Genomic DNA, 13,738 nt, shown 5'->3' on the forward strand with positions numbered 1-13,738 from the left:
CATTTCGCCGCTGTGACATCGGGTCCGGGAGCTCCATTTACTGCATGCGCCTCAAGTCCATCAAGCTGGCCGGCTTCAAGTCGTTCGTCGATCCGGTCACGGTACCGTTCGACGGCAACATGACCGCCATCGTCGGACCCAACGGTTGCGGCAAGTCCAACGTCATCGACGCCGTGCGCTGGGTGATGGGCGAATCCTCCGCCAAGACACTGCGCGGCGAGTCGATGACCGATGTCATCTTCAACGGCTCCACCGGTCGATCCCCCATCGGCCTGGCCTCCGTCGAACTGATTTTCGACAATCGCGACGGTGATCTCGGCGGCGCCTACGCCGGTTACAACGAGATCGCAGTGAAGCGCCAGGTCACCCGCGAAGCGCAGTCCACCTACTTCCTCAACGGCCAGAAATGTCGCCGCCGCGATATCGCCGACATTTTCCTGGGCACCGGCCTGGGGCCACGCTCTTACGCGATCATCGGCCAGGGCATGATTTCCCGGCTCGTCGAGGCGCGTCCGGAAGAGCTTCGCAATACGCTGGAAGAGGCGGCGGGAATCTCCAAGTACAAGGAGCGCCGCCGGGAGACCGAGAACCGGCTGCGGCGTACCCAGGAGAACCTCGAGCGTCTCGACGATATTCGCGAGGAACTCGACAAGCAGCTCGAACGCCTCAAGCGCCAGGCCGAAGCGGCCAAACGCTATCGCACGCTGAAACAGGAGGAGCATCGCCTGCGGGGCGAGCTGGCGGTCCTGCGCGAGCGGGCGCTGCGCAGCCAGCAGCGCGACGAGGAAGCCCGCGTGCGCGACTGCGAGATCCAGGTCGAACGCGAGATTCTTGGGCAGCGACAGTGTGAAACGCGCCTGGAGGAAGGTCGGGAGATGCGCGATGCCGTGGCCGCGGAGCTGGAAACGCATCAGGCCGCGTTCTACCAGACCGGTGCCGATATCGCCCGGCTGGAGCAATCGCTCGAACATGCCCGCCAGCGGGCGCAGCAGTTGGCCGGTGATCTCGACGGTGCCCAGCGCGAGCGGGATTCGCTGGCACAGCTGGTCGAGCAGGACGCCGCGCGTCGTGCGCAACTGGAGGCCCGACTCGAGACGCTGCTGCCCGATGCCGAGATTGCAGACGAGGCATTGCTGACATTGGAGGCTCAGCTCGAGGAGGCCGAGGCGGCAGCCCATGAGCGCCAGCAGCAGTGGGAGGCGTTCAACGAACGGGACCGGGACGCACGCCACCGCGCCGAACGCGAACAGGAGACGATCCAGCGCCTCGAACGCCAGCTCGAGGAGTGGGCCCGCGAGCTCGAGCGCCGTCGGCAGCAGCGGGCGGAGCTGCCCGACGTCGGTGACCTCGACGTGGAAAGGGAGGCGCTGCAGGAAGCCTTGGCGGTATTGGACGAGCGACAGCAGACGCTGGAGATTCGCCGCGAGGAGCGTCATCAGTCGCGTCAGCGTGCCCGGGAGGGGCAGGCCGACGTTCAGGCATCCCGGGATAGCGAACGCGAGCGTCAGCATCGTTGCCAGGGAGAGATTGCCTCGCTCGAGGCCCTGATCGAGGCGGCGCTGAGCGATGACGACGCCAGTCTGGCCGAGCATCTCGATGATCACCCGCTGGCTGACGCGCCGCGGGTTGCCGAGGGTCTCGCCGTAGCGGAGGGCTGGGAGCGTACCGTTGCCTGGGTGCTCTCGCCCTGGCTCAAGGCGCGTCTGGCGGACCCTGAAGCTGCCCGTGCGCCGCTGGAATCGCTGACTCGCGGCGAGCTGCCGGTGGTGTCGGGTCAGGCAGCAGGCGCCGCACCGGCGCAGTCGTTGGGCGCGAAAGTCGACGGTGCCGGCGCGCTGACGCTGTTGCTGTCGACGATCCACTGCGTCGACGATTCGGCAACGGCCTGGCAGAGGGCGGCCGAGCTTTCCGAAGGCCACAGCGTGATCACCAAGGATGGCCTGTGGCTGGGCCACGGTTGGGCCAGGCGTCTGGGGCGGGACGACGCCAACGCGGATAGCGTCTTGCTGCAGCGTCAGCGTCGCGACGTGCTGCTCGAGGAACTGGCGACACTCGACGCCTCGCTGGCCGAGCGCGAAGCGCAGATCGCCCGCTGGCAGACCGAGACCCACGCCAACGAGGCGGCGCTGGAAACCCTGCGGCAGGAGGAGCGTGAGCTCGCCGAACAGCGCCAGATGCAAGCGACCCGACTCGCTACCCTGGAAAGTCGGGTCGAGCATGTGGCCTCGCGACTGCGGGAGTTCGACACCGAGCAGGCGCAGGGCCAGGAGCGGCAGGCTTCCCAGGCGTTGGAGCTCGAAAGTGCCAGGGAGCGCTGGCAGCAGGCGCTCGATCAGATCGAGGCCAACAGCGCCGAGCGCGACTCGCGACAAGCGTCCCGCGAGCAGAGTCAGGCACGGTTGACCGGACTGCGCCAGCAGCAGCAGCAGGCGCGCCAGACCCAGCAGCAGCTGGCGCTCGAACGTCAGCGTCTGGAGGCCCAGCGCGGCGAGCTTCAGCAGCAGGCCGAGCGCAGCCGGGAACAGCTCTCTCGGCTCGAGGAGCGTTGCGAGCTGCTGCGAGAGCAACGCGAGACACTCCACGAGCCCGACGACGATCAACGCGAGCGCCTGGCACAGCTGCTCGAAACGCGATCGCAGCAGGAAACCGCGCTCAATCGCTGTCGGGATCGCGCCAATCAGATTGGCGAAACGCTGCGTCAGACCGAGATCGATCGCCAGCAGCATGAACGCCAGCTGGAAGGGCTTCGTCAGCGGCTGCAGGAAGCCAGAATGCAGGTGCAGGCGTTGACGCTCAAGGCCGATGCTCAGCAGGAGGCGCTGGCGGAGCAGCAGCAGGACGCCCGCGAGCTACAGCAACATCTCGATCCCGATGCCACCGAATCCGCCTGGCAGACCCGCCTGGAAGAGACCGGCGAGCGCATCCGGCGGCTCGGTGCCATCAACCTGGCGGCGATCGAGGAGTACGAGCAGCAGGCCGAACGACGCGACTATCTTGAAGCCCAGCATGCCGAGCTCAGCGAGGCGATCGACACGCTGGAACGGGCAATCAAGCGCATCGATCAAGAGACACGATCCCGTTTCAAGCAGACTTTCGAACAAGTGAACCAGGGCCTGATGGCACTTTTTCCACGAGTCTTCGGCGGTGGGGCCGCGTGGTTGACGCTCACGGGGGAGGATTTGCTGGAGACGGGCGTGGCAATCATGGCACGCCCCCCTGGCAAGAAAAACAGCACCATTCATTTGCTGTCAGGGGGTGAAAAAGCGCTGACGGCACTGTCTTTGGTGTTTGCTATCTTCCAGCTCAATCCGGCCCCTTTTTGCATGCTCGATGAAGTCGATGCGCCACTCGACGACGCGAATGTCGGACGCTATGCGAAGCTGGTCAAGGAAATGTCCGAGAGCGTCCAGTTCATCTTCATCACCCATAACAAAATTGCGATGGAAGCTGCCGAACGATTGATGGGCGTGACCATGCAGGAGCCGGGCGTATCCCGTCTGGTATCCGTCGGTGTGGAGGAAGCGGCATCGATGGCAGAGGCGTCCTGATGTTGTCGAAAATAGCCAAACTGGCTATGGACGTAATAGGATGTCGCACATGGGATGGAATTGAAGGGTGATTGCTGATGGGCAAAACTTCACTTGACAAAGAAAAAAAGTAGCCCATTTTTGACAAATCACGCTATGCTAGGGCCAACATGCCGTGAGCATGTTGTCCTCTTCCAGCATAGTGGCACCGCGAACAGGCAAGACGACCCATGGAACTAAGAGAGTGGCTGATCATCCTGGGGCTGGTTTTGGTGGCGACCATCGTGGTCGATGGCTTCCGCCGCCTTCAGCGCCAACGTCGGGTTCCGCGCCTAGATCAGGCGATCGGAGAGAGTGGAACTGACGACGGATCCGAGGCGGATCCGGAACAGGCGGCCCGCGAGGCCGAGGTCAACTGGGAATTGCCCAATGGAGGGGCACGTGTCGTCCGTGCGGCGACGTTCGAACGTAGCGGTAACGGTGCGGAGCCGGTCAGGCCTTCCGAGCCCAAGCGTCAGGAGCGGATTCCGAAAGAGGAGCTGCAAAGCAGCATTCTCGATCGTGGCACGCGCTCGTCGTTCGCCGACATGCAGCACAACGTGACGAACAATGTGAAGAGTGCGGTTCGTGCCGGTGCCAAGCGTGTCAGTGATTCGGCACACCGTCTGAGCCACAGGCGCGACGATGCCAGGCGTGAAGCGGAGGACGCGCGGGCGCAGAAGGCGGAGCGTCATCTCGAGCCGCGGCTGGCGTCCGAAGAGGGGATGTCAGCCGAGCCCGCCAGCCGTCTGCAGATCACCACCCTGGTGCCGAAGGATGGTGATGCCGTCGCAAACGGTGGCCGGCAGGACGTCGAGGAGACGAACGTGGCCGATCAGCCGGAATCGATTCGGTCGGATCGCCGCGCCGAGCCGAAATGGGAAGGGCAGCCGGCTACCGATCTCGATGCCTCATCGCGCCATGATGTCGTCACCCAGCATCCGGCGGTGGAACGGGCCAAACGTCACCACGTCAGTGCCGCACGCGCCCGCGAGACGCTGGCACATTCCGACGAGATCATCGTCATCAGCGTGCTGGCCAGAACCGAGGATGGTTTCGACGGTGCCGATCTGCTCAACTTGATGCTGGCGTGCGGTCTGCGGTTCAGCGAGATGGGGATCTTCCACCGCTACGAGACCGAAGCCGAGGACAGCGAGCTGCAGTTCTCGATGGTCAACGTGGTCAAGCCGGGGGTGTTCGATCTCGACAGCATGGAGGAGATCGTGACGCCGGGCGTGACCTTCCTGATGCCGCTGCCTGGTGCCAACGATACGGCGGCCGCCTTCGAAGCGATGCTGGAGACCGCGATGGTGCTGGTACGCAACCTCGGTGGGGAGCTCAAGGACGAAAATCACAGCGTGATGACCGCCCAGACGATCGAGTTTGCCCGTCAGCGCGTGCAGGAGTTCGAGCGTCGCCATCGGTTGCATCGCTATCAGGCCAACTGAGTTGGCAACGGCCTGAGCCGAGCTGGACGTGACGACGGGGCCCTTCGGGCCCCGTCGCCGTTTCCGGTCTTTGGATATCCCCGCGCTGCGGCAGTCACGCCCGGCTTCCGCTACAATGCGGGCACACTTTGTGCGGCGACCGAATCGAGTGTCATGAGCCAGATCCCCCAAGCGGTCCGAGAGCGGGCCGGTGCGTTGCGCCAGCAGCTGGACGATGCCAACTACCACTATTACGTCGAAGACCAGCCGCAGATTCCGGATGTCGAGTACGACAGCTTATTGCGCGAGCTGCAGTCACTGGAGAACGATCATCCCGAGCTGGTAACGCCGGATTCACCGACCCAGCGGGTCGGCGCGCGTCCCGCCGAGCGCTTTCTCGAGGTGACTCACGTCGTGCCCATGCTGTCGCTCGACAACGCTTTCAGCGAAGAGGAGCTCGCGGCGTTCGTCAAACGGGTGGCCGACAAGCTCGAGAGCGATGCACAGACGCTTCGTTTCTGCTGTGAGCCCAAGCTCGATGGACTCGCGGTGTCACTGGTCTACGAAAACGGGCAGCTGGTTCAGGGCGCGACGCGGGGCGACGGACGCACCGGTGAAGACGTTACGCTCAATCTGCGCACCCTCCACTCCATTCCTCTCAAGCTGCGCGGCCAGTCAGTGCCGTCGCTGATCGAGGTGCGTGGAGAAGTCTACATGCGCCACTCGGGCTTCGAGGCGATGAATGAGCGCGCGCGCGAGAATGGCGACAAGGTCTTCGCCAATCCACGCAATGCCGCTGCCGGCAGCCTGCGCCAGCTGGATTCCTCGATCGCCGCCAGGCGGCCGCTGGAATTCTGCGCCTATCAGGTCGCCCGGCTCGAAGGCGATGACGATGCGAAGTCGCATTCGGATTATCTGAAGCGGCTGCGCGAACTGGGCTTTCGCACCAGTCCGCTGCTCGACGTCGTCGAGGGCGTGGACGGCGTCGTCGCGTTCTGCCATAACCTGGGCGAGCGTCGCGACGCGCTGGACTACGATATCGACGGCGCCGTATTGAAAGTCGACAGCCTGCGCGATCAGCGCGAACTGGGTTTCGTCTCCCGCGCGCCGCGTTGGGCCATCGCCTACAAATATCCGGCCCAGGAGCAGACCACGACGCTCAACGACGTGGCCTTTCAGGTTGGTCGTGTCGGTACGCTGACGCCGGTGGCCAAACTGGAACCGGTTCAGGTTGCCGGGGTGACGGTATCCAATGCCACGTTGCACAACATGGACGAGGTCGAACGGCTTAACGTGCGCATTGGCGACACCGTGATCGTGCGCCGCGCCGGCGACGTCATTCCCCAGATCGTGGGGATCGTCGAGGCGCAGCGCCCGAAAGACACTCGTGCCATCGAGATGCCCACCGCATGTCCGGTCTGCGGTTCGCAGATCGAGCGGCTCGAAGGCGAGGTCGCCGCCCGCTGTTCCGGCGGTCTTTACTGCCCGGCGCAGCGCAAGGAGGCGTTGAAGCATTTTGCCAGTCGGCGCGCCCTGGATATCGATGGCCTCGGCGAAAAGCTGATCGATCTGCTGGTCGAGCGTGAGTGGGTCAAGACGCCGGCGGATCTGTTTCGGTTGAGAGCCGAACGGCTCGCCGAACTGCCGCGGCTGGCCGCGAAATCCGCGAACAATCTGGTCCAGTCGCTCGACGCGGCCAAACGGACGACGCTGGCACGTTTCGTCTACGCCATCGGGATCCGTGAAGTGGGCGAAGCCACCGCGGCGAGCCTGGCGCATCACTTCGGCGCTCTGCAGACGCTGCGAGAGGCATCGCTGGAAGCGTTGAAGGCCGTCGACGATGTCGGCCCCGTGGTGGCTCACCATATTCATACCTTCTTTCGCCAGACGCACAACCAGGAGACGCTGGACGATCTGCTGGCGGTCGGCGTGACCTGGGAAGAGGAAGTCATCGGCGACCGACCTCAGCCGCTGGAAGGGCAAACCTGGGTACTGACCGGTAGCCTGGAAAACATGACCCGCGACGAAGGCAAGGAGCGCCTGCAGGCACTCGGCGCCAAGGTTGCCGGCAGCGTGTCGAAGAAGACCGCGATCGTCGTCGCCGGGCCCGGTGCCGGTAGCAAGCTGGCCAAGGCCGAAGAGCTGGGCATCGAGGTGATCGACGAAGCGACGTTCATCGAGCGGCTGACACAATGGGAGGCGGAGACATGAGTGGACGCTTCGTCGAGATTCCGCATCGGATGTTGCCCGCGGAAACGCTGGATGCCCTGCTTGAGACCTTCGTGACCCGGCAGGGCTACGACACCACCGACGTGGCGACGGACATGCATGACTGGGTGCGCGATCTCAAGCGCCAGCTGGAGCGTAGCGAGCTGCTGATCGTGCACGACCTGCAGACCGAGAGCACCGAAGTCATGACCCTGGCCCAGTGGCGCGGCTTCGGCCGTGACCTTGCCGACGACGAGGAAGAAGGCTGAATGGAGCGGCCGTCGCCGAGTCATCCGGAACACGAAAAACGGCGCCACGGNNCCGTGGCGCCGTTTTCATGACCCGGCATTCTGACTGGCCATTGCTGACAAATCAGGTGAAGAACAGCGGCACCACGATGCTGGATATCAGCAGGATCAATGCACCACCGAGACGCGACGAGATCTGCGCGAACGGCATCAGCTGCATCCGCTTGGCGGCTGAGAGTACTGCGACATCACCCGTTCCGCCCATGTTGGCCATGCACAGTCCGGCGGTGATCGCGGATTCGATCGGGTAGAAGCCGACCAGCTTGCCGACCAGCCCGGCACCGAACGCTGCGCCGGCGACGACGGCGAAGACGATCATCACGTAGGTGATGGAGATCGCGTCGATCACCTGACCGAGATCGGTGTAGGCGATCCCGATGCCGAACAGCAGGGCGAAGGTCCAGTTCTTGGCGACGAACTGGAACCATTGCGCCGCGGCATCGTTGATCGACTCCGGTACCACGTTGGCGATCTTGAGCACGGCGACCAGAATGATCATCAGCGCGTACGGATGCAGCGGAATGAAGCCGCCCAGGATCTCGCCGGCGACGAAAAAGGTGAGTGCGGCGATGATGCCGATACCCAGCTTGGAAAGATCCGGCTTGCTTTCGCGCTCTTCGATTTCCACACCCGGCATCATCTGGCCATTGCCGGTCAGACTCGGCATGCGATTGGCCAGGCCATTGAGCAGACCGGCGATGATGATGGCGAAGACGTTACCCAGCGCCAGTGCGGGCACCAGAATGGAGATATAGTAGCTGGCCGGCTGACCCAGCAGCTGCTCATAGATCTGGCTCATCGGTACGGCACCGGCACCCATGCCGCCGCCCATGATCGGCAGGGCGATGACCACGACGGCATCCTGCGGCGAGAAACCCATCATCCAGCCGACGGCGATCGCGAACAGGGCCGCGAACAGCACGGCGCAGACCAGCGGCAAGGCGTAGCGCGAACCGACCTTGACCAGCACCTTGGAATCCATCCCCAGGATGCTGCCGGTGATCAGCGCGGCGATATAGAAGTTGAGGAAGCCGCCGCCCTTCATGAACTGGGTCACGTTGTCGACGACGCCGGTCGGCAGCCACTGAACGTAGACTAGTGCTGCGGCACCGAAGATGGCGAGAATGGCGCCGCCTCCCAGATAGGTTTTGACGATCGGTAGCCGATCACCGATAAATCCCATGAGTTCGCCAAGGATCATCATCACCAGCAACGCGCCGATCATGCCGGTCGGGATCGTGTCGGTCACCATGGAAGCGATCAGAACCAGCGTAGCGATGGCGAAAAGGGGCAACGGAATGCCGAAGATGGGCGTCGATAGCCAGCTGTCTCGGCGTCCGGCATCGGACGACGCGGTTTGCGTCACGGTTGAAGTCATGGTTGGCTCCCCAAGGATTTTCGCCCAAAGGGCGTTAGGCGATATTCGTGCCCCGTAGGGCGGTACGCAGCCGAGGATAGAGGCCTCACCGCGTCGACCAAGTTTTATGAAATTATTAAAGCCTTATTAAATTATTGAAAGACGGGCGTTCGCGCCCGGCACAGACCTGGATTGCGCGGTATACCACCATGGTCTAAATCCACGGTCGTACCGGCATGAACCTCGGGGAGCAGTGATGCGGATCGGTGATGGGCGAGGCGATGGGCGAAACGATAGTCAAACAGGCGCGGATGGGTCCGACACTCCAGCCAACAGGACGAGGTCGGAATGACATCATGGCTAACTGGAAAAGCGGCATGAGGCGCTTGCGTCTGAGTGCCCAGATATCGATTCTGGTCGCCAGCATGATCGTGCTGACGCTGGGTGTCGCACTGCTGCTGTTCAACTATCAGCTGCGCGCCAATCTCGAGGAGGCCCAGGGCGAACGGGTGATGGGGCTGGCGGCGGTGCTGGCCGACCGGGAGGACGTCAAGGCGGCGTTGGCGGCCCGGCCCATCGTCCACGACCCTCGCTCGCCGCTGCGCCAGGAGATCGAACGACTGCGCGAACGCCTGGGGGTGGATTTCATCACGGTCATGGATCTCGATCATCTACGCCTGACCCATCCCGATCCCGACGAGGTCGGGCGGTATTTCCGCGGCGGCGACGAAGATCCCGCACTGGCGGGTGAATCCTACGTCTCTCGCTCCGAAGGGACGCTGGGCGTCAGCATTCGCGGCTTTTCGCCTGTGGTCGATGCCCAGGGCACGGTCATCGGAGCGGTCTCGACCGGTGTCACGCTGACCCGTGTCGGCCTGCTGCTGGCCGAACGACGCCAGAGCCTGTTGATCGGCATCGCGCTGCTGATGCTGGTCGGCGCTTCGGGTGCCTGGTGTCTGGCACGCTATATCAAACGCATCCTTCTGGGGTTCGAACCCCACCAGATATCCCAGTGGGTCCGGGAGCGCCAGGCGATGCTGGCGTCGTTACACGAGGGGGTATTGGCAGTCGATGGCGGGGGCCAGGTCACGCTGGTCAATCCCGCGGCCTGTCAGTTGCTGGATCCCTCGGCGGCGGACGATGGCTCGGGGATTCCGACCGCGACGCTCAAGGAGCTGTTCGACAGCGGCGTTCCCGCGCTTGATCGTCGGTTGACGCTGAACGGCCGTGCACTGATCGTCAACCGTGTACCGATTCGCGGCGAACGCGGCGCGGGCGGCAGCGTGGTGACGCTGCGCGATCGCAGCGAGGTGAACCGGCTGGCGGAAGAACTGACCGGCGTCAGCCGATACGCCCAGGCGCTGCGTGCTTCCACCCATGAGTTCAAGAATCGACTGCACGTCATTCTGGGGCTGGTCCAGCTGCGGGATCTGGGGCGCCTGGAGCGCTATCTGCGCGAGCTCGACGACACCTTGATCGCCCCGGCGGCGGCGCGGATCGCCGGCGTTCGAGACCCGATCCTGGCCGGCTTCCTGCTGGCCAAGGGAAGCGAGGCCAGAGAGCGGCGGGTGGAATTCGAGATCGACCTGGAGAGCGAGATACCTGCGCCTGACGAGAGCGAGGTTCTTCACCTGCTGGTGTCAATCATTGGCAATCTGGTGGAGAACGCATTCGAAGCGGTCGCCGGACGCGAGGCGCCACGGGTCAGCCTCTCCCTGGGGGTCGATGGCGGGGCGCTGTCCCTGCACGTCTCGGACAACGGTCAGGGGATGGCCGAGAACCAGCGCCAGCAGGTCCTGCAGCAGGGGTTCTCCTCCAAGGGAGAGGGACGAGGCTACGGGTTATCCCTGGTCAAGGCGCACGTGGAGTCGCTCGGTGGATCGCTGGCGCTCTATTCGACGCTGGGGCGTGGCACGCTGGTCGAGGTGACAGTACCCTATGCGATGGCGGTAACGCAGGTAACCGACGGAGTGACGTGAACGATGCGCGTGCTGGTGGTAGAAGACGACCCGATGGTGATGCGGCTCAATGTGGAGTTTCTCAATCGCATTGACGGCATCGACCTGGTCGCGCAATGCGAGGATTTGCCGGCAGCGAGAGACATGCTGGCAAAAGAGCCAGTGGATCTGCTGCTGCTGGATGTCTATCTGCGCGAACACAATGGCCTGTCGCTGGTGCGTGATCTGCGCCGCCAGGCCCGTGATATCCAGATCGTGCTGATCACCGCGGCCTCGGAAATGGAGACCGTGCGTGAAGCCAAACATCTGGGTGTCAGCGACTACCTGGTCAAACCGTTCAAGTTCGAGCGTTTCAAGGACGCTCTGAGCCGTTGCCTGGACACCCACCGCCGACTTTCTCGGCTGCCGGCGCGCGCCCACCAGCGCGACCTGGATGCACTGTTTCGCCGCGAAGCGGCTGCCAGCCAGCCGGCCCGCCCCGGCGATCTGCCCAAGGGGCTGACCGCCAATTCGCTGGCCCAGGTGGCGAGAGCGGCCGCCGAGCAGGAAGGCGCGGCTTTCACCACCGAAGGGTTGAGCGAAAATACCGGCATGTCGCGAGTGTCGGTGCGCAAGTATCTCAAGCATCTGGTGGATCGCGGCGTGCTCGAGGAGTCCTTCCATTACGGCCAGATCGGCCGCCCCTCCTTTACCTACCGCTGCCTCGATGGCGACGCGCTGACGCAACTGGCGGAGACCGGCAGCGCGGGCGCGTGAGCGTCCGGTCGAATCGGTTGTGTCGGTAAATCGGACCGGGAAATCGAGCCGTATCAGCGGCCGCGAATCAGATCGGCGATGATTCGCCGGCCGGGATGCAGATGATCGATCAGCTCGCGTTCCAGCGGCATTGGCTCGTCGTATAACCGTGACGCGATCAGTTCGGCGCACAGCGGCGCGCTGACCATGCCACGAGAGCCGTGGGCCGTACTTACCCAGAGCCCGGGATAATGGCTGCCCGGACGGTCGAAACGTCGCTTGGCATCCTTGCCCAGTGCTGCGTAGTCGTCGCGCCAGCACCCGGTATCCGGCAGCGGCCCGGCGTAGGGTGTCTTGTCGGGGCTGGCGGCGCGAACGCTGGCGCGCCCGGTGCAGTCAGCGGTCGTCAGGCCGGCGAACTGCCCGGCCAGCGCCGGTGCCGTCCGCGCCAACTCGTCGAGATTGCGTCGATGATCCACTTCCCGGACGGCGGTAGCGTCATCGTTGGGCGAGAAGGTCGCGCCGAAGGTGAGCTTGCCCTCTCGCGCCGGCATCACATAGCCCTCCGCACAGAGCACGCGCGCCAGCGCCGAGGCACTATCGGCGTCGGTGTCCGCATCGGCGTCGGTGTCCGTATCGGCGTGCGGCGGCCACGACAGCGTGGAGATCTGGCCACGGACGGATTGCAGCGGCAGGCCGTCGAGCCAATCGTGGCTGGCGTGGCCGGTGGCGAACACGACCTGATCGACGTCCAGCGAACCGTCTCCCAATTGGAGCTGCCAACCGGCTTGTGTCTCTCGCAGCGATGTGAGCTCGGTGCGGCGAAGCGCGATGCCTGGCGTCGCCGCCAGATGGTGGCACAGGGCGATCGGATCGACCCAGCCTGCCTGGGGATAATGAAGGGCGGGCTGGGCCAGATCGATGCCGGCGAGCGCGGCGGCATGAGAAGGATCGCTGGCGGAAACGACAGCCGCCGGCAAGTCGTAGTTGGCCAGGAACCGCTGCCGTCGCCGATCGTCTCCGGCCAGTTGCAGCAGTCCGCAGTCCGACCACCATTGGCGCTGGGGGTCCAGGCGCGCCAGCCAGCGCTGCGTATGGAGTAGTGCCGCCAGATAGAACCGGCTCTGGAGATTGGGTTCGATCGCCAGTTTGACGTAGAGCGCCGCCTGGGGATTGCCCGAAGCGCCGGCTGCGATACCGGCACGGTCGATCAAGGTCACCCGGCTGCCGCGCCGCGCCAGCGCCGCCGCGACGCTGGTGCCGGCAATGCCGGCACCGATGACGGCAACATGGCCGACGGCCATGACGGGCGGAGGCTGGAACCAGGGCGTCGTCGCTCGGGAAGACATGGCCTCGGATGCCGGCGGCACCGATTCGTCTCGCTCGCCACGCAGCATCTCGCGCTTGCGGCCGAAGCCCGGTACCTTGCGCCAGCGGAAGCCGGCGGCGGCCAGGCCACGACGCACGAAACCCGCGCAGGTAAAGGTGGCAAAGGTGGCGCCCGTCCGGCTGGCGATGGCCATGGCGGTGAACAGTTCGGGTCGCCACATGTCGGGATTCTTCGACGGCGCGAAACCGTCGAGAAACCAGGCATCGATCTGGCCGTCCAGACGCGACAGGCAATCCGCGGCGTCACCGAAATGCAGATCCAGCGTGACGCGGTCATCCAGCTGCAGCCGATGGACGCCAGCCACCGCCGGTGGCCACTGTGCGATCAGCGAGCCGGCCTGGCGTGACAGTTGCGGCCAGCTGCGCCAGGCGCGCTCCAGCGCATCGCGAGTGAGCGGATGCTTTTCGGTCGAGACCAGATGCAGTCTGGCGCCAGCGGGGGCGTATTCATCGAAACACGCCCAGGCACACAGCATGTTGAGCCCGGTGCCGAAGCCGGTTTCACCGATCGTGAACGGCCGCGGCTCGTGCCAGTCAGCCAATCGCCGTGGCAGATCGTTGTTGTCGATGAAGACGAAGCGCGTCTCTTCGCGGCCATCCTGACGAGAGAAATAGACGTCATCGTAGGCGGTCGAGAAGGGCGCCTCGACGTCGCCATCGTCCACGCGCCAGTCGAGTTCGGCATGATGGATGCCGTGGCGATGAGGGGTAACCGGCTTGGCGTTCATGATCGTCACGCTCGCGGGCCGTCAACCGGTCGACTCGTCAGGGACCGGCGACGCGTTGTATG

At 64.4% G+C, this 13,738-nt stretch carries 8 protein-coding genes; 6 read left to right on the plus strand and 2 right to left on the minus strand.

Annotation, left to right across the window (positions count from 1 at the left end; genetic code table 11):
• Positions 1 to 44: 44 nt before the first annotated feature.
• From smc to DOM36_RS13115, 4 genes are all read left to right on the plus strand, one after another.
• A complete protein-coding gene (gene smc, locus DOM36_RS13100) occupies positions 45 to 3,548 on the plus strand; it encodes a chromosome segregation protein SMC (protein ID WP_110643343.1) in 3,504 nt (1,167 codons plus the stop codon).
• Between the two features lie 209 nt (positions 3,549 to 3,757).
• The gene (gene zipA / locus DOM36_RS13105) at positions 3,758 to 5,014 is read left to right on the plus strand and encodes a cell division protein ZipA (protein WP_075569499.1); all 1,257 of its coding nucleotides are present in this window, start codon (positions 3,758 to 3,760) and stop codon (positions 5,012 to 5,014) included.
• Positions 5,015 to 5,167: 153 nt separating this feature from the next.
• The gene (gene ligA / locus DOM36_RS13110) at positions 5,168 to 7,204 is read left to right on the plus strand and encodes an NAD-dependent DNA ligase LigA (RefSeq protein WP_110643344.1); all 2,037 of its coding nucleotides are present in this window, start codon (positions 5,168 to 5,170) and stop codon (positions 7,202 to 7,204) included.
• Positions 7,201 to 7,470 carry a YheU family protein gene (locus DOM36_RS13115; RefSeq protein ID WP_075569501.1) on the plus strand — a complete coding sequence of 90 codons (270 nt, stop codon included), beginning with the start codon at positions 7,201 to 7,203 and terminating at the stop codon, positions 7,468 to 7,470. Before ligA ends, DOM36_RS13115 begins: the two co-directional genes overlap by 4 nt.
• A 103-nt stretch (positions 7,471 to 7,573) precedes the next feature.
• Here DOM36_RS13115 and DOM36_RS13120 read toward each other — a convergent pair whose 3' ends face one another.
• A complete protein-coding gene (locus tag DOM36_RS13120) occupies positions 7,574 to 8,887 on the minus strand; it encodes a 2-hydroxycarboxylate transporter family protein (protein ID WP_110643345.1) in 1,314 nt (437 codons plus the stop codon).
• Between the two features lie 335 nt (positions 8,888 to 9,222).
• Between DOM36_RS13120 and DOM36_RS13125 the strand changes: the two genes are divergently transcribed.
• Both DOM36_RS13125 and DOM36_RS13130 read left to right on the plus strand, forming a co-directional pair.
• Positions 9,223 to 10,845, plus strand: coding sequence for an ATP-binding protein (locus DOM36_RS13125; RefSeq protein WP_232823831.1), 1,623 nt, complete (start codon positions 9,223 to 9,225; stop codon positions 10,843 to 10,845).
• Positions 10,846 to 10,848: 3 nt separating this feature from the next.
• Positions 10,849 to 11,580 carry a response regulator gene (locus DOM36_RS13130; protein WP_075569503.1) on the plus strand — a complete coding sequence of 244 codons (732 nt, stop codon included), beginning with the start codon at positions 10,849 to 10,851 and terminating at the stop codon, positions 11,578 to 11,580.
• A 53-nt stretch (positions 11,581 to 11,633) separates the two neighbouring features.
• On the opposite strand, the gene mnmC is transcribed toward DOM36_RS13130, so the two are convergent.
• Positions 11,634 to 13,676: a bifunctional tRNA (5-methylaminomethyl-2-thiouridine)(34)-methyltransferase MnmD/FAD-dependent 5-carboxymethylaminomethyl-2-thiouridine(34) oxidoreductase MnmC gene (gene mnmC, locus DOM36_RS13135; RefSeq protein WP_110643346.1), complete on the minus strand. Its 2,043-nt coding sequence runs from the start codon at positions 13,674 to 13,676 to the stop codon at positions 11,634 to 11,636.
• Positions 13,677 to 13,738: the final 62 nt, after the last annotated feature.

Source organism: Salinicola sp. CPA57 (assembly GCF_003206035.1).
Classification (GTDB): Bacteria; Pseudomonadota; Gammaproteobacteria; order Pseudomonadales; family Halomonadaceae; genus Salinicola; species Salinicola socius.

What these genes read in the sequence shown, in the direction of transcription:
- smc (WP_110643343.1), top strand. Translation starts at nt 45, where the DNA reads ATGCGCCTCAAGTCCATCAAGCTGGCCGGCTTCAAGTCGTTCGTCGAT.
- zipA (WP_075569499.1), top strand. Translation starts at nt 3,758, where the DNA reads ATGGAACTAAGAGAGTGGCTGATCATCCTGGGGCTGGTTTTGGTGGCG.
- ligA (WP_110643344.1), top strand. Translation starts at nt 5,168, where the DNA reads ATGAGCCAGATCCCCCAAGCGGTCCGAGAGCGGGCCGGTGCGTTGCGC.
- DOM36_RS13115 (WP_075569501.1), top strand. Translation starts at nt 7,201, where the DNA reads ATGAGTGGACGCTTCGTCGAGATTCCGCATCGGATGTTGCCCGCGGAA.
- DOM36_RS13120 (WP_110643345.1), bottom strand. Translation starts at nt 8,887, where the DNA reads ATGACTTCAACCGTGACGCAAACCGCGTCGTCCGATGCCGGACGCCGA.
- DOM36_RS13125 (WP_232823831.1), top strand. Translation starts at nt 9,223, where the DNA reads ATGGCTAACTGGAAAAGCGGCATGAGGCGCTTGCGTCTGAGTGCCCAG.
- DOM36_RS13130 (WP_075569503.1), top strand. Translation starts at nt 10,849, where the DNA reads ATGCGCGTGCTGGTGGTAGAAGACGACCCGATGGTGATGCGGCTCAAT.
- mnmC (WP_110643346.1), bottom strand. Translation starts at nt 13,676, where the DNA reads ATGAACGCCAAGCCGGTTACCCCTCATCGCCACGGCATCCATCATGCC.